Raw genomic sequence first — 18595 nt, forward strand, 5'->3', positions numbered from 1 at the left:
GACTCAACACTCGATCGAACTCCTCAATTTTCGATGTGGATCTAAAATTCACCTAAAGTTCCACCCCCGATCGCAAAACCCTTCCTAAGATAGAAGTTAGGGGACGATCGACCTAACAGCCGATTCAGGAGCAAGTGTGAAGCACCTGAAAAATCCCAAACGAGCCAGCCACAAGACAGGGAGGACATCAAAATCATGGTAAACGCGCCGACAGGGGAAGCCCGCCTGGGCCCGACCGAGCAGGTACAATCCTTAGACCGCGATTGCACAACTCTATCCCGTCACGTACTCCAGCAACTCCATAGCTTTTCAGCAGATGCTCAGGATCTCAGTGCCCTGATGAATCGCATCGGGCTAGCTGCAAAGCTGATCGCGAGGCGGCTCAGCAGAGCCGGGTTAATGGAAGATGCTTTAGGGTTTACAGGGGCTGTGAACGTGCAGGGAGAATCCGTCAAAAAGATGGATATTTATGCCAATGAAGTTTTTATCTCGGTATTCCAGCAAAGCGGACTTGTCTGCCGCTTGGCTTCGGAGGAAATGGAAAAACCCTATTACATTCCCGAAAATTGTCCGATCGGGCGTTACAGTCTGCTCTACGACCCCATAGACGGTTCTTCCAATCTTGACATCAATCTCAATGTCGGCTCAATATTCAGCATCCGCAAGCAAGAGGGGGAGGATGAAGACGGTTCTGCTTCTGACTTGCTGCAACACGGACGCAAACAAATTGCGGCTGGCTACGTGCTCTACGGCCCTAGTACCATGCTGGTTTATTCGATCGGTCAGGGCGTTCATTCCTTTACCCTCGATCCGAGTTTAGGCGAGTTTATTCTGGCTAACGAAAACATTAAGGTTCCCGATCGCGGCCCGATTTACAGCGTTAATGAAGGGAACTTCTGGCAGTGGGAGGAATCTTTGAGAGACTACATTCGCTACGTACACCGCAGCGAAGGCTACACCGCCCGGTACGGGGGGGCTTTGGTGGGAGATTTCCACCGGATTTTATTCCAGGGAGGCGTGTTTTTGTACCCCGGAACGGTCAAACAACCGCAGGGCAAATTGCGTTTGCTTTACGAATCGGCTCCTTTGGCGTTTTTGATGGAGCAAGCCGGCGGGCGCGCCAGTACGGGGACTCAAGATATCTTAGACGTTGTGCCGACCAAACTGCACGAGCGATCGCCCTTGATTGTCGGTAGTAAAGAAAATGTAGCGATGGTGGAGTCTTTTATTCAAGATCGATCGCGCAATCCTAGAACAGTCGAACAGTGAAGTCATTAGTCATTAGTTATTAGTCATTAGTTATTAGTCATTAGAACCAAAAAATCACAACTAACAACTAACAACTAAGCAATGCCCAATGCTTTTAGACCCGATCCTAAAGTCCCAATTAACAACTATCAAATTGTAGGAGTTACAGTAATGACGACAACGCCAACGAATCACCTGTTAGAAATCAAAGAAATTGGCCAAAGCATCTGGATGGACAATTTGACTCGCAATCTGATCGAGTCCGGCGAACTCAAACAGATGATTGAAAGTCGGGGACTGCGGGGGATCACATCTAATCCGGCGATTTTCGAGAAAGCGATCGCGGGTAATGTGATTTACGACGCGGATATCGAAGCGGGCATCCGGGCGGGCAAATCTGTAATGGAGATTTATGAATCTCTGGTATTTGAAGATATCCGCAACGCTTGCGACATCTTCGCCCCGGTTTACGCAGAGTCGAAGGGTTTGGACGGTTACATCAGTATCGAAGTGCCACCGACGATCGCCAACGACACAGAAAGCACGATTAGCGAAGCCGTGCGCTATTATAAAGCCCTCGGCAAAGAAAACGTGATGATTAAGATTCCCGGAACTGCTCAAGGTTTGCCCGCAGTCGAGCAAGTCATCAGCGAAGGGATTAACGTTAACGTGACTTTGCTGTTCTCGGTTGACAGCTACGTCGAAACCTTCTGGGCTTACATTCGCGGTTTGGAAGCGCGGGTGGCTAAAGGTTTGGATGTGAGCAATATTGCTTCTGTTGCCAGTTTCTTCTTGAGCCGGATCGACATCAATATCGATGGCAAGATTGATGAGAAACTCAAAAATGTCACAGATATTTCCTCAAAAGCCAAACTGGAAGCGGTGAAGGGGAAAGTTGCGATCGCCAATGCGAAGGTAGCTTACCAGAAGTATAAAGAGATCGTAGCGAGCGATCGCTGGCAAGCTTTAGCGGCCAAGGGAGCGAAAGTGCAGCGCTTGCTGTGGGCTTCCACCAGCACCAAAAACCCCAACTACAGCGATGTCATGTACGTCGATGAACTAATCGGCCCCGACACGGTTAACACTTTGCCGCCGAACACCGTTGAAGCTTGTTTCGATCACTGCGATGTCGCACCCCGGATTGAGAGCAATGTTGCAGAAGCTTACACCCTGATCGAAAGTCTCAAAGATCCCGACATCGACATCAACTTAGACCAAGTGATGGCAGACTTGCTCCTCGACGGGATTGATAAATTTGTCAGCCCCTTCCAATCCCTGATGGATTCCTTGGAAGAGAAAGTTAAGAGGCTCGCACCCGTCGTCTAAAAGGATATCTGTATCGTTGAAGGCAGAAGCATTTAGGACTCGGAGTAGATAATTGTTTTGGTTCCTAAATGCTGAGTTGTCAATTCTCTGTCGGAAAAATGAGCGCAATTGCGCTCATTTCCCCCCCCAAAAAAAAATCCTCTGTCCCAGAGCAGGAATTTAGCCAGAGATACAACTCGAATTTTCCATTTCCAACCGCTGAGGCATGATTGTGACCGAAGAACGAGACGCAAGCCCCTGGCGAACGCAGATTACCAACTATACAGGACAAATAGTTATTTTGTCCTGTATAGTTGGTAGCTCTCTCTGTTGTCAAGCAATACATTGAGAATCAAAAGAATGTCTAACTATAGATGTCAGCAAAACTTAGTCAATCCTGACTCTAGTCTGAAAGCGGTTCTAGAATTTATCTGTAGTGAGTCGAATAAGTTAGCAAATTGTGCGCTGTACTACGGTCGTCAGTTGTATTTCAAGACTGGAAAAATTCCCGGTAAGTACGACTTCCATAAAATGTTCAAGTCAAACCTGCATTTCAAAGCACTCTATTCTCATACGGCACAGCAGACATTGACTAGCGTCGCCGAATCATTCAGATCGTATATTGGGCTTTTGAAAGGTATCAAATCTGGGACGGTAATGCAACACCCAAGACTACCTGGATACAAAAAAAATTCCCTTAAATCAGTTACATTTCCCAGGGCTGATGTCAAACTAAAAAATGGGATGTTACGATTTCCATTGGGACGCAAGGTTAAGATATGGTTCGGGATTGGCGAATTTTTTATACCGATGCCCTCAAACCTGGATTACAAGAAGTTGGTTGAAATTCGGATTCTTCCCAGAAATAGATGTTTCTATGCAGAGTTTGTGTACCAATCGGAATCTCGTGAGGTTGAGGTAAATCCTGAAAGTGTATTGGGGTTAGACCACGGAATCAATAACTGGTTGACTGGCGTATCTAACGTAGGAACTTCTTTTATTATTGATGGACTGCATTTAAAGTCATTGAATCAGTGGTACAACAAGCGAATCTCTGTTCTCAAGGAAAATCAGCCTCAAGGATTCTGGTCTAATCAATTGGCTAGGATTACGGAGAAGAGAAACCGTCAGGTTAGAGATGCGGTGAATAAAGCAGCAAGGATCGTTGTAAATCACTGTATTGAGAATCAAATCGGCACAATAGTTTTTGGATGGAACCAAGACCAAAAACAAAATAAAAATATGGGGGCAAAGACCAATCAAAAGTTTGTTCAAATTCCAACAGGTAGATTGAAGAAAAAAATATCTCAGTTGTGTCTGGAGTACGGAATTAAGTTCGTAGAAACCGAAGAGTCTTATACCTCAAAGGCGAGTTTTCTAGACAATGATTCACTACCTACGTTCGGTGAAAAAACTGAAGGGTGGACAGAATCAGGAAAGAGAGTAACTCGCGGATTATATCGCTCTGCGGACGGAACAAAAATTAATGCCGACTGTAACGGTGCGGCTAATATTATCAGAAAAGTAGCGGTGAAACTGGGGTTAAATCTTAGTAGAATCGGTAGCGGCGAATTGATAGCGCCTTTGAAAATCCGACTTTGGGTTCTTCAAGAATCCCCTGGCATGAACGGTATGGGGAGTATCAACGCAAACTATCATGGTGTATTAGCAAGACTAACAGCTCTAGAAAAAGGAAAATAAATGGTAACGCTACTTGAAAATCCGTTGCGCGTAGGTTTACGCAAAGAACGGGTGCCGGAACCACAAATTCTGGTAATCTTCGGAGCATCTGGGGATCTGACCCAGCGCAAACTGGTACCAGCAATTTATCAGATGAAGCGCGATCGGCGCTTGCCACCGGAAACAACCGTGGTGGGAGTAGCCCGCCGCCCTTGGAGTCACGATTACTTCCGCGAGCAAATGCGCGAAGGCATTGAAGAATTTGGCGGCGGCATTGGCAATGAAGAATTTTGGGAAGACTTTGCTCAGGGTTTGTTCTATTGTCCCGGCGACATAGACAACCCCGAAAGCTATCAAAAACTCAAAGCTTTCTTAGCGGAACTCGACGAAGAAAGGAGAACTCGTGGCAATCACATATTTTATCTCTCAGTTTCCCCGAACTTTTTCCCAGAAGCAATTAGGCAACTGGGCGCGGCTCAAATGCTGGCAGATCCAGTAAAAAACCGCTTGGTAATTGAAAAACCCTTCGGCCGCGACTTGAGTTCGGCAAAAGCTCTCAACCGAGTCGTGCAGAAGGTTTGCCAAGAACAGCAAGTTTACCGAATCGACCACTATTTGGGTAAAGAAACTGTTCAGAATTTAATGGTGTTCCGGTTTGCGAACGCGATTTTTGAACCGCTGTGGAATCGGCAATTTGTCGATCACGTACAGATTACAGTTGCAGAAACAGTAGGCGTAGAAGACCGGGCGGGTTACTACGAATCCTCTGGGGCGTTGCGGGATATGCTGCAAAACCACTTGATGCAGATTTTCTGTCTGACGGCGATGGAACCACCGAATTCCTTGGACGCTGACAGCATCCGCACCGAAAAGATGAAAGTTCTGCAAGCAACTCGCTTGGCAGATTTGAATAACTTAGAGTTCTCAGCGATTCGGGGTCAATATTCCGCGGGTTGGATGAAGGGCAAACCGGTGCCAGGATATCACGAAGAACCGGGGGTTGCTGCCAACTCGACAACGCCGACTTTTGTGGCGATGAAGTTTATGATTGACAACTGGCGCTGGCAGGGAGTGCCTTTCTACCTGCGAACCGGCAAACGGTTGCCGAAAAAAGTTAGCGAAATTGCGATTCAGTTTCGGGAAGTGCCGCTGTTAATTTTTCAGTCCGCCGCCCAACAAACTACTCCTAACGTTTTGACCATGCGCGTGCATCCCAATGAGGGGATTTCGCTGAGGTTCGAGGCGAAAATGCCGGGGCCGGATTTGCGGACGCGGACGGTGGATATGGATTTCAGTTACGGTTCTTCCTTTGGGGTGACATCTTCGGATGCTTACGATCGACTGTTAATTGACTGTATGCTGGGCGACCAAACTTTGTTTACCCGCTCTGATGAAGTGGAAGAAGCTTGGCGGGTGGTAACGCCGGCGCTGATGGCTTGGGAATCGTCCAACGAACAGGAGTTGGTTCCTAAATACGAAGCGGGTACTTGGGAACCGACGGAAGCAGAACTGCTAATTAACAGAGACGGCCGCAAGTGGCGCAGACTTTAAGAGTCAGTCGATTTTAGATTTTAGATTTTAGATTTTAGATTTTAGATTTACTGCACAGATGAATCTGAGAGCTTAAACTAGGGTCTAAAATTTTGGGAGTTCCAGGACTACTGAACTAATGACTGATGACCAAGGACTAAAAACTGACAAAGGAGAAAAGATTTATGACGATGACACCGATGAAAGCTCCGCCTCTGGTTTCGCTGCAAAATCCTAAAGATGTGTCGATCGACCAGATAGAGGCAGAATTGAGTCAAATCTGGGAAAGTTACAGAGAATCTGGGTCAAAGGGCGATTTTCCGATCGCTACTAGGGCAACAACGTTTACTTTTGTAGTCTACGAACCCGAAGAAACTCAGCAGTTATTGGCGGATCTGGGGTTTTACGAAGGGCCAGTGGACGGTATTACCGGGCCGATGACGGCATCTAGCATCAGGGCTGCTCAAAAAGCTTACGGACTGCCGAGAACTGGCAAAGCTAACGCGGAATTGCTGGCGACTTTGCGGGAAGAAGTGGCTCGCAAAAATTCCAATGGTGACAGCAAGTTGGGCGCGCCAGGCTTGGGTTCCGGGGGTTCGGGGGTGGCTGACGCGATCGTGGCTGCGAATCCCTGCCGGATTATTGCTCTGTGCCCGACGGCGGGGGAAGATAGGGGCGTGCAGGCTCAAGTAGCTGCTTATTGTCCGGTTCACAAGCGCAACAGTGGCAATCTGATCTGCTGCGAGTACATTACGCTCCGGGGTACGGAAGCTGCTCTGGAACGGGTGAGCGGCATCGTGACGGCGTTGACGATCCCGGATTTGCCGACGCTGCTGTGGTGGAAAGCGAATCCCGATGCCGATCGAGGTTTGTTCCAGCGGCTGGCGGCAACTAGCAGTTCTGTGATTGTTGACTCTAGCAGCTTTGCCGAGTCTGAAGCTGAATTGCTGTTGATGCAAAGTCTGATCGAGGAGGGCATTCCGATCGCCGATCTCAATTGGCGCCGGTTGGCCGCGTGGCAAGAGTTGGCTGCTGAGGCTTTTGACGCCCCGGAACGTCGCGCGGCGATTCGGGAAATCGATCGGGTGACGATCGATTACGAAAAAGGAAATTCTACTCAAGCGCTGATGTATTTGGGCTGGCTGGCGAGCCGGCTTCAGTGGCGGCCTGTTGCTTTCAAACAAGAAGAGGGCGATTACCAAATCAAGCGAATTAAATTCGCCGGTCCCGACGAACGGGTGGTAGAAGCCGAGTTGGCTGCTATTCCTACTGCTGATTGGGGCGATGTCCCGGGCGATTTGATTGCTCTGCGTTTGAATTCTACGAACGAAAAGGCTGACTGCGGTACAGTTCTGTGTTCGGAAGCGGGCGGCTGTATGCGGATGGAAACGAAAGGTGGCGCTCAAACCGATCGCTTTAACCAGGTGACTCCTCTGTTCGACCAGGTGACGGAACAGTTGCTGGGTCAGCACCTGCAGAGTTGGGGTCGAGATGTGCTTTACGAAGAAAGTTTGGCCGTGACGGCTCAAATCCTGAAGTTAGCTAAACAGTAAAAAGAAGTTCGGCAACGGATTGTGTAGCGGATGTAACGGATGTAACGGATGGGTGGAATCAGGAGAAAGGAGAAAAAAATAAGCAAGACGGATTGAGTTAACATTCAGTGGGGCAGGCAATGTCTGCCCTACTTTTATTCTTCTCTTTTCTTCCTTCGCGCTCTTGGCGTCTTCGCGGTTCGTTAAATAGTTATTATTTTAGCGGTTCGAGAGCAATACTCATAACTTTATCAACTGTCTATTTTTATGATGAAGGATTGCATAAATCTTTGATTGATACAGAAACCGCAGATGCAAGGCAGATTAACACAGATAAACGCAGATAATTTCCTGATTGGAAAGCGACTTTGGCAATCTTATCTATTATTTATTTTAACTAACTAGAACTATGGCTTTAGTAATTGCTGCCGAACGCAGCGGTGCGGGAAAGACGACTGTGACGATCGCCCTTTTAGCTTATTTAATCCGCCGCGGCTTGAATGTTCAATCTTTTAAGGTTGGTCCCGATTACATTGACCCGATGTTTCATGCTTTTGTTACTGGTCGCCCCTGTCGGAATTTAGACCCGGTATTAACGTCTGAATCTTATGTAAAAAAGTGTTTTTCTCGTCATATTCAAGATGTTAATTGTGCCTTGGTTGAAGGGGTAATGGGTTTATTTGACGGTGTTTCTCGGAAGAAAGAAGAGAAGGAAGAATTGCGATGGGAGTCGCCAGAAGCAGAACAAAATTATTCTATTTCCTTTGCTTCTACGGCTCATGTGGCTTATTTGCTGAATTTGCCGGTATTGTTTGTGATAGATTGCAGCAGGCTCTCTGGTTCTGTGGCTGCGATCGCCCACGGTTTTCGTTCTTTTAACCCTGACCTTAAATTTGCTGGTTTGGTGCTGAATCGGGTGGCGAGCGATCGACATTTGGAACTGCTTCAAGATGCTCTCAAACCCCTCAATTTACCGATTTTGGGGGTGCTGCGGCGGGATGAGGCTGTTACTATTCCCGATCGACATTTGGGGCTGATTCCTGCTGAGGAGTTGCCGAATCTTCATGCTGCGATCGATAAACTGGCTGATTTGGCTGCTGTTAGTTTTGACTGGGACCAACTTTTGCCTTTGTTGGCTGCAACTGGAAATGGGGGGGGTGAGGGGTCTGAGCAACTTTCGGGTAGACACAGTCTCCCTTCGGGAATTATAACTCAAAAAGATGATGTTGTCAACTCTTTGGGAAAACAATTTGGAGTGAGGATTGCAGTTGCGCGCGATCGGGCTTTTAATTTTTACTATCAGGACAATCTTGATTTGTTGGAAGAGTTGGGTGCCGAGTTGGTATTTTGGAGCCCCCTTGATGACTCGGTTTTTCCTAACAATGTGCAAGGGTTATATTTTGGTGGTGGTTTTCCCGAGGTGTTTGCTCAAAAATTGAGCGGTAATGTTTTAATTCGGGATGCGGTAAGAAATGCGATTTTTTCGGGAATGCCGACTTATGCGGAGTGCGGCGGTTTGATGTACTTGTGCGATTCTATTGTAGACTTCGATGGCAATTCTTGGCAAGGGGTGGGGGTGTTGCAAACTTCTGCTGCGATGGGTAAGCGTTTGACGCTGGGATACCGAGAAGCTGTGGCGCTGAGGGATAGTTCGGTGTTAACGGCTCTTGATGAGGTTTGGGGACATGAGTTTCATCGATCGCATTTAACTGTGGAACCGAGTAATCCAGTTTATCACAGTTGGAGGTATGGGAAGCGGGGGGAGGTTGAGGCGGTTGCTGAAGGTTGGGGAGTTTGTCAGGTACACGCTTCTTATTTGCATTTGCATTGGGGTGCTCGTCGTGATATTCCGGCTCGTTTTTTGCAACATTGTGCTGATGCGTGATTGTAAGGTTGATACAGAAACCGCAGATGTCAGGCAGATAAACACAGATTAACGCAGATTAATTTCAATAAGGGCGATCGAATGAAAGCAATCTTGTTTATTTTTTTGTGGGATGAGTCGAAAGGTTGGTTTTTAGCTGCGCCCAGAGTAGAAATAAAGTGGTCTTACTATTTATATTAGAATATTTATGACGGAGAAAGCTAGGGATGTTGGGATTTATGAGCGAATCAATTTCGACTAAGCAGTTGTTTGCACAATGGGTGACACGGGAGAATTTTCGGCGTTACGGTCAAGTTATCTTTGCGGCTGTTGATGGCAAGTCTTTCGATGCTGAGGACGCTCAGTTAAATTTGCAAAATGGTGTTCCTAGATTTTACATTATGCGGCTCCAGAAGGAAGGTCGCAAGTTTGGCAAAATTACGCGGCACGTTCAATGTACTCAGTGTTTGGGTTCTTTGGAGGGGAAGGATTGGTTGATGGCGGTTGCGCCTCCTGGGGATAGCGATAAACCGAGTTTAGATGATATTGTTGCTTTTCGGATTCCGGGCAATTGTTTTATTAAGTTAGATGTGGGGACTTGGCACTCTGGGCCGTATTTTGATGCGGATTTTGTGGATTTTTACAATCTGGAATTGAGCGATACTAATGTGGTTGACCATTTTACTTTTGATTTTGTGAAAAATCACAATCTGGAGTTTGAGATTGTCTGATGTTGGCGATTTGTAGTTGCGCTTTCTTTTTGGTGATTTTTGAGTAAGATTTTTTAACCGCAGAGGGCGCAGAGGACGCAGAGGGGGAGAAGGATGAGGTTCGCAAGTGATTGGGGAATTCTTTTGGTCTCACTAGGCTGAATGGCTACGCTTGAAGGATAAAGTTTACAAGTGTTAAATTAAGTGCAATTGTTATGTCTGAGCAAAAGTATAGCATTGTTCTGCGCGAATGTCGTTTGTTAGGTGCGGGTGAAGATCGCCCAAGGGTTGATATTGCTATCGAGGATGACCAAATAGTCGCCGTTTCGCCTCGGATATCAGAAGTTGGCGAACGCGAAATCGACATTCAAGGCAATTTAGTTAGTCCTCCTTTTGTGGAGTCGCACATTCATCTCGATTCGGCTTTGACTGCGGGGGAACCGCGATGGAATGAAAGCGGCACTTTGTTCGAGGGAATTCAAATCTGGGGGGAACGAAAGCAATGTTTAACTCTGGATGATGTCAAAAAACGGGCTGTAGAAACTTTAAGGCTGCAAGCGTCTCAAGGGATTTTGTTTGTCAGGAGTCACGCTGATGTTAGCGAACCGACGCTGACTGCTTTGCAAGGACTTTTGGAAGTTCGTGAACAAGTCAAAGATTGGATGACTCTGCAAGTTGTGGCTTTTCCCCAAGACGGGATTTACGGAAGTCCAGAAAATGACAAACTTTTAGAGAAATCTCTGGATATGGGTGCGGATGCTGTGGGCGGGATTCCGCATTATGAGTTGACGCGGGAAGATGGGGTGAAGTCGGTTGAGCGAATTTTTGAACTTGCTGAAAAATACAATAGATTAATAGATGTTCACTGCGATGAAATCGATGATGAACAGTCGAGATTTTTGGAGGTGGTAGCAGCTTGTGCGATTAGAAGCGGGGCTGGTTCGCGGGTGACGGCTAGCCACACGACGGCTTTTGGTTCTTATAACAATGCTTATGCTTTTAAGCTGATGGGAAGTTTGGCAAAATCGGGAATTAATTTCATCGCCAATCCTTTAATTAATATCACCCTGCAAGGCCGCGCTGATACTTATCCCAAACGCCGTGGGGTGACGCGGGTTAAGGAGTTGTGGCAGCAGGGATTGAATGTGAGTTTTGGCCACGACTGCGTGCAAGATCCTTGGTATAGTTTAGGTACGGGAAATATGTTGGATGTCGCTCATATGGCGGTTCATATTTGTCAGATGACGGGAATGGCTGAGATTGCAGCTTGTTTTAATATGGTGACTGTCAACGGTGCTAAAACTCTCAATCTGGGAGATGATAATTATGGGATAGAGGCGGGTAAACCTGCAAATTTGATTGTGTTGGATGCTGAGGATTGTTATGATGCAATTAGGAGGCGCGCTGCGGTTCGGTATGTGATTTCGCGGGGTAAGTTGCTGGCGGAAACTGCACCTGCTAAAATGAGTTTTTATTCGGTTTGATAAACAATATTTTAATCTGTTAAATTGTGAATCAAGGTGCTATTCCCGATGAGAGTCCGAGAAATTTGCCGGAGCAACTGCTACTGCAAGATGCTAAGGCTGGTAATTGTAGAGCAATTCAGGGCGGGCCTGACGATATACTAGGGGATGTTTCCAGACTGGTTGCCCTCTATGGAGGTAATCCCGAAGACTGGTACAAAATAACTAGCATTCAGGCTTTTGTAATTAATGGAGCTTCCGTACAAGTACACTGGTTTGAAAATGCAAAAATTTTGCAACAAGTTGAATTAAAGTTCAAACGACAATATCCTAAAGTAGCCCCTAAGAATTTATAGGTATATAAGTTATGATTGTTCGCTGTATTGCTAATACTGGGCAAGTCCTACCGGAAAATTATATCGATCCTGCCCGAGGTTATACTAAAAAGATTGAATTGCCGTTGACTGTTGGCAAGGAATATGTTGTCTATGCTATCCGATCGTGGCAGGGAATAGTTTGGTACTATATTTGTGATGATAATTACAGCTATTATCCCATACAGACTCCGGCACCGCTGTTTGAAGTAGTTGATAACCGAGTTTCTAAGTATTGGCAGTTTATGCTTGACCAGAATGGGGTCTTAAGGATTGCTTTTGAGCAGTGGTTTACTGACCCTTGTTTTTATGATAAGCTGACGGATCAGGAAGAGGCGGAGGTTGAGATTTTTGAGAAGGTTAAGGAATTGATGGATGCTGAGGATTTTACTTTGCCTCCGCTGGATGTTGCCGTTGAGAAGTTGCGGGAAACTGTCAGTGTTTGAGTGGAAAAGTGCGATCGCAAATTGTTTCTTTACCACCTTGACTCAGATAGCTTAAAATGGTATAAAAGAGGAAGCAGCAGAATTTTGTTAAAAACTGAACGAAGAATTTGAAATGAATAAAAAATATGATATGCTAGACGGCGAGGATGATGTTTTGTTATTGGATCAAGCTACTTTTACGGTGCGGAGGTTTAAAGATATAGTCGCTAAGAAGTTTTATATACTACTTTCTATCAAGTCAGCAGGAAACGGACCTATCAACAACTCGATATATGATCGCATGCAATCTCTGTCGCTCAACGAAGAAACAACAATTCATGCAGGCGATATAAACTGGAGTTCCCCTCAAGAAGGAATCGATTGTCAAATTCTCAAGATTGGTGCCAAAGGTTGGCAAAAAGGAAAGCTTAAAATAGAAGTTAATAAAAATTTCCAGTCTGGGAAAACGCAGACATCTATAAAGTTTTGTCCTGATGAACCACTAGAGCCCAAATCTCCTTTAGATGATATCAGAGAATCAGAGGAATACAAAAAACTGAGCAATAATAACTGACAGCCCGATCGCGATTACAATACAATAATCATCGCACTTATATCTGAATCTTAGATTTTTAACCGCAGATGGGGGCGGATGAACGCGGATGTACGCAGATGTTTTTTTTGGGAGGGACTTATGGTAAATGTAGAAGAATATGTCGATCGCACTGCTGAACTGATAAACTTACCGTTAGATCCAGAAGATCGGCCGGGTGTTGTGGTAAACTTTGAGAGGATAGCTGCGATCGCCCGACTCGTTACTGAGTTTCCTTTACCCCCAGAAGTAGAAGTCGCGCCGGTGTTTGAACCTTAGATTTTTAACCGCAGATGAGGGCAGATGTACGCAGATGAACGCAGATGTTTTTTAGAGAGGGCTGATGCGGTTGCTACGGCAGCGGCTGTTAAATGTGGTAAGGTTACGGCTACAGGGGCGGTAAGTGCTGCTTTGGAACGGATTGCTTTTAAGGATAAGGCTTTTAATTGTTTTACTGCTATCACTGCATCAAGCGCACTCGCAGCAGCGGAAAATATAGATAGTTCGATCGCAAATAACCAAGACCCAGGCCCTTTAGCAGGCGTTCCCTTTGCTGTCAAAAATCTGTTCGATGTCGCCGGAATTACTACTCTAGCTGGGTCAAAAATCAACGCGGGCAATCCTCCGGCTACCCAGGACGCGGCTGTAGTCGCCCGACTCAGACAAGCCGGGGCTGTGCTCGTGGGTACGCTCAACATGGATGAGTACGCCTACGGTTTTGTGACGGAAAACAGCCACTACGGGCCGACTCGCAATCCCCGCGATACTGCGCGCATCGCTGGCGGTTCTAGCGGCGGTTCCGCAGCAGCAGTCGCCGCCGGTTTTGTACCCGTCACTCTCGGTTCTGATACTAATGGTTCCATCCGTGTACCGGCTGCTTTGTGTGGTGTCTTTGGGTTTAAGCCTACTTACGGCCGTTTGTCCAGGGCTGGCGCTTATTTATTTTCGAGTAGTTTGGATTGTGTGGGGCCGTTTGGCCGATCGATCAGAGATATGGCGCTGCTGTACGATGTCCTGCAAGGCCCTGATTCTCGTGACCCAGTTTGCACTCAACGCCCGCCACAACTTTGTTCGCCGCAGTTAAATCAAGGCATCGAAGGATTGCGAATTGCTGTTGCTGACGGGTATTTCGCTACAGGGGCCGCACCGGAAGCAATGGATGCTGTAGAAATAGTTGCTAAAGCCTTGACAAATGTCTTGAATTGTGGTATTGGCACAGAAAAAACAACAAACCCCCCAAAAATAGGGGGGCTTGCAACTGTCACCATACCGGAGTCCGATCGCGCCCGGGCTGCGGCATTTATCATTACCGCTTGCGAGGGGGGAAACTTGCATTTGGACAATTTGCGATCACGCCCTCAAGACTTCGATCCTGCCACGCGCGATCGCTTTTTAGCGGGAACCCTGATCCCTGCGACTTGGTACTTGCAAGCCCAGAGATTCAGACAGTGGTACCGCGATCGAATTCGCGAAATATTCCAACACACAGACATCATCCTCGCACCCGCAACCCCGATAGCTGCCCCTGAAATTGGCGTCGAGAAAATGGTAATAGCCGGACAAGAAATCTTAGTGCGTCCCAATCTCGGACTTTTCACCCAACCCCTATCATTTATTGGCTTGCCCGTTCTTTGCGTGCCCGTACAGCGGCCCGGCGCTTTGCCCTTGGGGGTACAAATTATTGGTGCTCCCTACAGCGAAGCGGTGATTCTCCGAGTCGCTGCGGTACTTGAATCGCAAGGCCTTGTATCTGCCGAATCAATTGACCCCTATTTCTAGGGTTTGTTGTTGCGGTGAAAGCGTCTCTTAGTCCTTCTGGCAATAGCTTTGCGCTTCTGCTTTTCCAAGGGGGTTTCAAAGTGGCGGTGCTTTCTCATGTCGGGGAAAATACCCGCTTTGGAAACTTGCCGCTTAAACCGTCGTAGGGCTGACTCAATCCCTTCATTTTCGCCTATTACAACTTGGGTCATTCTTTCTCCTTAGTGTTTGTTAGATCAAGTTTTATCATATCAAGCTTTTTGACGGCGCGACCTATTGAAGGTCGGGCGATCGCCCAAAACCTCAAAATTATACCATAAAATTGGTTTGTAGTGAGGACTTGATTCCTCAAATTTTGACGGTCGCTAAAATCCTCACTGCGAACCCCTTTGATTGCGGGTAGTGGTGTGAAATACCCCAACTAAACGGAGTACCGTTATAGTTCGGGCTTCGTGTCTCATCTGCCATTGCTCTGTTGGGAATACCCGTTACCGAGTATTCGTCACTGAAGACGATCCGAGTCTTACACAGCATAAGAAAGCTTTGCAGCCTTTATCCCTTCTTCGGGAACCCACGCAGAAGCCCTGTTTCCCAAGGCAAAATTTTTCTTCGTGCAACAAACATGGCTTATTTTTTACAGCATGGCGTTACCTTACCAACCAGCGGTCTGTTCTTTCCCCCTTTCTCTGGCAGTTATCCAAGGTCAAGCATATTACTGCTACTGTGACCTATTGTTTGCAGTCGAGTGGGTGGGTCGCAACCACTTATATCTTAGACGTTTCTGTTAGAAAATCCGGGAATTGTCGATCTTTTTCCCAGACCTTGCTCGGCTTATATCCCCGCGCTAAACGGAGTACCGTTATAGCGTGGGACTTACGCCGATTGAGTTAAGAGGGTTGGGCTATCAACTGATTTTCCTGCCGCAGGTAAGCTTGAATAAACGGGTCTAATTCGCCGTTCATCACATCTTCGATGGCCGTTGTTTCCACTCCTGTACGCAAATCCTTGACCATTTGGTATGGGTGAAAAACATAATTGCGAATTTGGTTGCCCCAAGCTGCCTCTACCATGTCGCCGCGAATCTCGGCAATTTCCGAAGCCCGCTGTTCCTTAGCAACCACCAACAGTCTAGCCTTGAGTAATGCCAGAGCTTTTTCCTTATTTTGCAACTGACTGCGTTCTTCAGTGCAGCGCACGGCCAAGCCAGTAGGAAGGTGAACGATGCGCACGGCGGTTTCTACCTTGTTAACATTTTGCCCGCCCTTGCCGCCCGCGCGGGAAGTCGTGACTTCCAAATCTTTTTCGGGAATGTCCAACTTGACGGATCGATCGAGAATTGGCATCACTTCTACGCCAGCAAAACTGGTTTGACGCTTGTCGTTAGCATTAAAAGGCGAAATTCTGACCAAGCGGTGAGTGCCTTTTTCCGACCTCATGTAACCGTAAGCGTAGCGGCCGACAATTTCCAAAGAAGCAGATTTAACACCTGCTTCCTCTCCCTCGGAAATTTCCATTAAATGTACTTTGTAACCTTGACTTTCCCCCCAGCGGGTGTACATCCGCAGCAGCATTTCGGCCCAATCTTGAGCATCTGTGCCGCCGGCCCCGGCGTTAATCGTCAAAACGGCGCCGCCTTCATCGTAGGGCCCAGATAGTAATTGTTGCAGTTCCCACTGGTCGAGCTCGCGGGTTAACTGAGAAAGACTCGATGAGGCTTCTTGGAACAGGGACTCGTCGGCTTCTAACTCCAGCAGTTCTAAAATAGCTTTAGCATCTTCCAAGGTAGTTTGCCAGCCGCGATATTGGTCTAAATGAGATTTTAAGTCATTAAGTTCTTGGAGGGTTTCTTGAGCTCGATCTTGGTCGTCCCAAAATGCTGGTTGGGCGCTGATTTGCTCTAAGTCTTGAATTTTGGCTGTGAGTGCGGGGATGTCAAAGATAGTCCTGGGTTGCACCCAGTCGATCGGACAAAGTTTCGATATTGTGTTTGATGTCTAGAACTTCCACTGTGAGTTCTCCGGTGTTGTGGGGTGTATTTTTGAGTTTAGCTGAAATTTTGCTCTAAATGTGCAAATCAATTTTTCAGTAGCACACCAGCTTTGATAAATGAGTCAATTTTGCCGTCGAGCACCTCGGCGACGGCTGTTGTTTGGATTCCTGTACCGAGATCCAAAACTTTGCCCTGGTTCGCGCTGTCGCTGACCAATTGATATTCCCGAATTGGTTGGTTAAGGACTGTTTTTAGGATCTCGCCCTGAATGTCTGCAAGCTGTTGAACTCCTTGTCTTTGCATAATAGCAAACAGTTTGCTTTTGAGAAGCGCCAAAGCCGTTTCTCTATTTAGCAATCGACTCCGCTCCTCCCCAGATATTGCAGAAATACCAGTAGGAACATGAACAATCCTCACCAAAGTTCGGATTACACACCTCACGTAGGGAGGAGGCAAGATTATTAATTCTAAATCCTGCTGTGGAATCTCCAGTTCCACATACATTGGCACAACTTCCACCGTCACTGAACTCGCCTGCTTTCTGGTAATATTAAAAGGCGATGTACGTTTCAGTAGATGCACTCCGGTTTCTGACTTTAGATAGCCGTAAGCGTAACGTCCGTCTATTGCCAAAGTTAGAGAATTAACTCCTCCTATTTCCAAAATAGCAGAATTAATTTCTACATACTCCAATAGGGAATCTTCAACTAATATAACTCTATAGCCTCGGTTTTGTCCCCAACGACCGTACATTCTCAGCAACATTTGTGCCCAGTCTAGAGCATCTAAGTCATCTATTGCTGCACTAATTATCAGGTATGCTCCATTTTTGTCGCAAGGCCCGCTCAAGGATTGCTCTAATTCACACTCTTCGAGAGAGCAGTTGAGTTGAGCTAAATTAGTTTGAAGTTCTTGCTCTAATTCCTCGTCTGCTTGAAATTCGAGTAACTCCGCTGCTGCTTGAATATCTGCTAAACAAGTTTGGCACTGGTTGAGTTTTGCCTGGTAGGATTGGAGTGCGTCTAGTTCTTGCAGTATCGGTTCAACGTTGTTGATGCTGTTGCCCGATTTCGGCTGTGCTGCTAGCTGTTGTAACTTTTGGCTCTCGGCGGTTAATGCTGAGCTAAAGATAGTTTTGTAGACTGGTTAGGCGATCGCACAATGTTTCGATGTTGTGTTTGATGTGTAGAGTTTCCACGGTTAGTCCTCATGGTTTTGAAGTCTTTTACAAATTATAGCTGAAATTAGGATATTTCAACAAAATGTTATTGTTTCTTCGTAATTAGATATCCTGCGAACCAGTTGAATGGAAAATTTTACCGCATTAAAAATAAAAAAAGTTGCTATAATCTAAAATCAGGTTAACGATCTCGATGGAAGTTAACTGCCATGATTTCCCCAGAACTAAAATTAAGCTTGCCCTCCACCGAAGACCTGCCCTGTTCGGACGATACGCCTGTGGATAACGAAGACCAGAATCTGCTACCCAACCTATTGTTGTTTGTCCTGACCGGTATTTGGTCGGCTCGAATGGATTGGTACTTTGGGGTGGATATGGCGGTGTATCACACGACGGGAATCAGTCCCAAAGTGCCTGTCGTCCCCGACGGGTTTCTCAGTTTGGGGGTGGAGCGCCGAAAAGGAGGCAAATCTCGCCGTAGCTATGCTGTCTGGGAAGAAAACGAGGTTGTGCCGATCGTAGCATTGGAAATGGTGTCTCACAAACCCGGTGGGGAGTACGACGAGAAGATGTCGATTTATGCCGGTTTAGGAGTTTTGTACTACATTATTTACAACCCCGAATTTTGGCGGCGCGATCGGCATCAACCGTTTGAAGTGTACAAGCTGATTGACGGGCAGTATCGGCAGCAGATTGGCGAACCCTATTGGATGCCAGAAGTGGGACTGGGCATAGGGCGATCTCAGCAAGTTATTGGGGGCATCGAGCAAGAAATTCTGCTGTGGTCCGACGAGTCGGGAAATGTCTATCCCCTGCCGGATGCAGGGATGCAGCAGATGCGGGAGCAGTTGAGGGTAGAACGACAACGAGCCGAACGCCTAGCTGAGTATTTGCGATCGCAAGGGATCGATCCTGATAACCTACCTGAAATCTAACTTGAAATG

17 protein-coding genes are annotated in these 18595 nt (G+C 46.8%); 14 read left to right on the forward strand and 3 right to left on the reverse strand.

Annotation, left to right across the window (positions count from 1 at the left end; translation table 11 throughout):
• The first annotated feature begins 195 nt into the window (after nucleotides 1-195).
• The 13 genes from fbp (at nucleotide 196) to ACUVJL_RS22905 (ending at nucleotide 14502) form a co-directional block, all read left to right on the forward strand.
• The gene (gene fbp, locus ACUVJL_RS22845; protein ID WP_445247929.1) at nucleotides 196-1269 is read left to right on the forward strand and encodes a class 1 fructose-bisphosphatase; all 1074 of its coding nucleotides are present in this window, start codon (nucleotides 196-198) and stop codon (nucleotides 1267-1269) included.
• Nucleotides 1270-1419: 150 nt separating this feature from the next.
• On the forward strand, nucleotides 1420-2574 hold the full coding sequence (gene tal / locus ACUVJL_RS22850) for a transaldolase (RefSeq protein ID WP_445247972.1): 1155 nt from the start codon (nucleotides 1420-1422) through the stop codon (nucleotides 2572-2574).
• A 339-nt stretch (nucleotides 2575-2913) separates the two neighbouring features.
• A complete protein-coding gene (locus ACUVJL_RS22855; RefSeq protein ID WP_333437023.1) occupies nucleotides 2914-4254 on the forward strand; it encodes a transposase in 1341 nt (446 codons plus the stop codon).
• Nucleotides 4255-5784, forward strand: a complete 1530-nt coding sequence (gene zwf / locus ACUVJL_RS22860; protein WP_445247930.1) for a glucose-6-phosphate dehydrogenase — start codon at nucleotides 4255-4257, stop codon at nucleotides 5782-5784.
• Nucleotides 5785-5948: 164 nt separating this feature from the next.
• Nucleotides 5949-7316 carry a glucose-6-phosphate dehydrogenase assembly protein OpcA gene (gene opcA / locus ACUVJL_RS22865; RefSeq protein ID WP_445247931.1) on the forward strand — a complete coding sequence of 456 codons (1368 nt, stop codon included), beginning with the start codon at nucleotides 5949-5951 and terminating at the stop codon, nucleotides 7314-7316.
• Nucleotides 7317-7704: 388 nt separating this feature from the next.
• A complete protein-coding gene (locus tag ACUVJL_RS22870; RefSeq protein WP_445247932.1) occupies nucleotides 7705-9180 on the forward strand; it encodes a cobyrinate a,c-diamide synthase in 1476 nt (491 codons plus the stop codon).
• A 218-nt stretch (nucleotides 9181-9398) separates the two neighbouring features.
• The gene (locus tag ACUVJL_RS22875; RefSeq protein ID WP_445247933.1) at nucleotides 9399-9890 is read left to right on the forward strand and encodes an ureidoglycolate lyase; all 492 of its coding nucleotides are present in this window, start codon (nucleotides 9399-9401) and stop codon (nucleotides 9888-9890) included.
• A 194-nt stretch (nucleotides 9891-10084) separates the two neighbouring features.
• Complete coding sequence (gene codA, locus ACUVJL_RS22880) at nucleotides 10085-11353, forward strand: cytosine deaminase (protein ID WP_445247934.1); 1269 nt, start codon at nucleotides 10085-10087, stop codon at nucleotides 11351-11353.
• A 26-nt stretch (nucleotides 11354-11379) separates the two neighbouring features.
• Nucleotides 11380-11688: a hypothetical protein gene (locus ACUVJL_RS22885; RefSeq protein ID WP_445247935.1), complete on the forward strand. Its 309-nt coding sequence runs from the start codon at nucleotides 11380-11382 to the stop codon at nucleotides 11686-11688.
• Nucleotides 11689-11699: 11 nt separating this feature from the next.
• The gene (locus ACUVJL_RS22890; RefSeq protein WP_445247936.1) at nucleotides 11700-12152 is read left to right on the forward strand and encodes a hypothetical protein; all 453 of its coding nucleotides are present in this window, start codon (nucleotides 11700-11702) and stop codon (nucleotides 12150-12152) included.
• Between the two features lie 112 nt (nucleotides 12153-12264).
• A complete protein-coding gene (locus ACUVJL_RS22895; RefSeq protein WP_445247937.1) occupies nucleotides 12265-12705 on the forward strand; it encodes a KGK domain-containing protein in 441 nt (146 codons plus the stop codon).
• 120 nt (nucleotides 12706-12825) lie between these two features.
• Complete coding sequence (locus ACUVJL_RS22900; RefSeq protein WP_445247938.1) at nucleotides 12826-13002, forward strand: DUF4089 domain-containing protein; 177 nt, start codon at nucleotides 12826-12828, stop codon at nucleotides 13000-13002.
• Between the two features lie 24 nt (nucleotides 13003-13026).
• Nucleotides 13027-14502 (forward strand): AtzE family amidohydrolase, encoded by a 1476-nt coding sequence (locus ACUVJL_RS22905; protein ID WP_445247939.1) that lies wholly within the window; start codon nucleotides 13027-13029, stop codon nucleotides 14500-14502.
• On the opposite strand, the gene rpsU is transcribed toward ACUVJL_RS22905, so the two are convergent.
• The 3 genes from rpsU to ACUVJL_RS22920 all read right to left on the reverse strand — a co-directional run bounded on the left by rpsU (nucleotide 14499) and on the right by ACUVJL_RS22920 (nucleotide 17602).
• Complete coding sequence (rpsU, locus tag ACUVJL_RS22910; protein WP_006632476.1) at nucleotides 14499-14693, reverse strand: 30S ribosomal protein S21; 195 nt, start codon at nucleotides 14691-14693, stop codon at nucleotides 14499-14501. The genes ACUVJL_RS22905 and rpsU overlap by 4 nt on opposite strands.
• A gap of 675 nt (nucleotides 14694-15368) precedes the next feature.
• Nucleotides 15369-16488 (reverse strand): peptide chain release factor 2 gene (gene prfB, locus ACUVJL_RS22915; RefSeq protein ID WP_445247940.1). Its coding sequence is split into 2 segments (ribosomal slippage): nucleotides 15369-16415 and nucleotides 16417-16488, totalling 1119 coding nucleotides; the frame shifts between segments, so codons are not numbered across the junction.
• 67 nt (nucleotides 16489-16555) lie between these two features.
• Nucleotides 16556-17602: a PCRF domain-containing protein gene (locus ACUVJL_RS22920; RefSeq protein WP_445247973.1), complete on the reverse strand. Its 1047-nt coding sequence runs from the start codon at nucleotides 17600-17602 to the stop codon at nucleotides 16556-16558.
• A gap of 258 nt (nucleotides 17603-17860) precedes the next feature.
• On the opposite strand from ACUVJL_RS22920, the gene ACUVJL_RS22925 reads away from it, so the two are divergent.
• The gene (locus tag ACUVJL_RS22925; protein ID WP_445247941.1) at nucleotides 17861-18586 is read left to right on the forward strand and encodes a Uma2 family endonuclease; all 726 of its coding nucleotides are present in this window, start codon (nucleotides 17861-17863) and stop codon (nucleotides 18584-18586) included.
• Nucleotides 18587-18595: the final 9 nt, after the last annotated feature.

It is taken from the genome of Microcoleus sp. OTE_8_concoct_300, assembly GCF_031383065.1.
Taxonomy (GTDB): domain Bacteria; phylum Cyanobacteriota; class Cyanobacteriia; order Cyanobacteriales; family Microcoleaceae; genus Microcoleus.

What these genes read in the sequence shown, in the direction of transcription:
- ACUVJL_RS22900 (WP_445247938.1), top strand. Translation starts at nt 12,826, where the DNA reads ATGGTAAATGTAGAAGAATATGTCGATCGCACTGCTGAACTGATAAAC.
- codA (WP_445247934.1), top strand. Translation starts at nt 10,085, where the DNA reads ATGTCTGAGCAAAAGTATAGCATTGTTCTGCGCGAATGTCGTTTGTTA.
- ACUVJL_RS22895 (WP_445247937.1), top strand. Translation starts at nt 12,265, where the DNA reads ATGAATAAAAAATATGATATGCTAGACGGCGAGGATGATGTTTTGTTA.
- fbp (WP_445247929.1), top strand. Translation starts at nt 196, where the DNA reads ATGGTAAACGCGCCGACAGGGGAAGCCCGCCTGGGCCCGACCGAGCAG.
- ACUVJL_RS22925 (WP_445247941.1), top strand. Translation starts at nt 17,861, where the DNA reads ATGATTTCCCCAGAACTAAAATTAAGCTTGCCCTCCACCGAAGACCTG.
- tal (WP_445247972.1), top strand. Translation starts at nt 1,420, where the DNA reads ATGACGACAACGCCAACGAATCACCTGTTAGAAATCAAAGAAATTGGC.
- ACUVJL_RS22855 (WP_333437023.1), top strand. Translation starts at nt 2,914, where the DNA reads ATGTCTAACTATAGATGTCAGCAAAACTTAGTCAATCCTGACTCTAGT.
- opcA (WP_445247931.1), top strand. Translation starts at nt 5,949, where the DNA reads ATGACGATGACACCGATGAAAGCTCCGCCTCTGGTTTCGCTGCAAAAT.
- ACUVJL_RS22890 (WP_445247936.1), top strand. Translation starts at nt 11,700, where the DNA reads ATGATTGTTCGCTGTATTGCTAATACTGGGCAAGTCCTACCGGAAAAT.
- ACUVJL_RS22875 (WP_445247933.1), top strand. Translation starts at nt 9,399, where the DNA reads ATGAGCGAATCAATTTCGACTAAGCAGTTGTTTGCACAATGGGTGACA.
- ACUVJL_RS22905 (WP_445247939.1), top strand. Translation starts at nt 13,027, where the DNA reads ATGTACGCAGATGAACGCAGATGTTTTTTAGAGAGGGCTGATGCGGTT.
- ACUVJL_RS22870 (WP_445247932.1), top strand. Translation starts at nt 7,705, where the DNA reads ATGGCTTTAGTAATTGCTGCCGAACGCAGCGGTGCGGGAAAGACGACT.
- zwf (WP_445247930.1), top strand. Translation starts at nt 4,255, where the DNA reads ATGGTAACGCTACTTGAAAATCCGTTGCGCGTAGGTTTACGCAAAGAA.
- rpsU (WP_006632476.1), bottom strand. Translation starts at nt 14,693, where the DNA reads ATGACCCAAGTTGTAATAGGCGAAAATGAAGGGATTGAGTCAGCCCTA.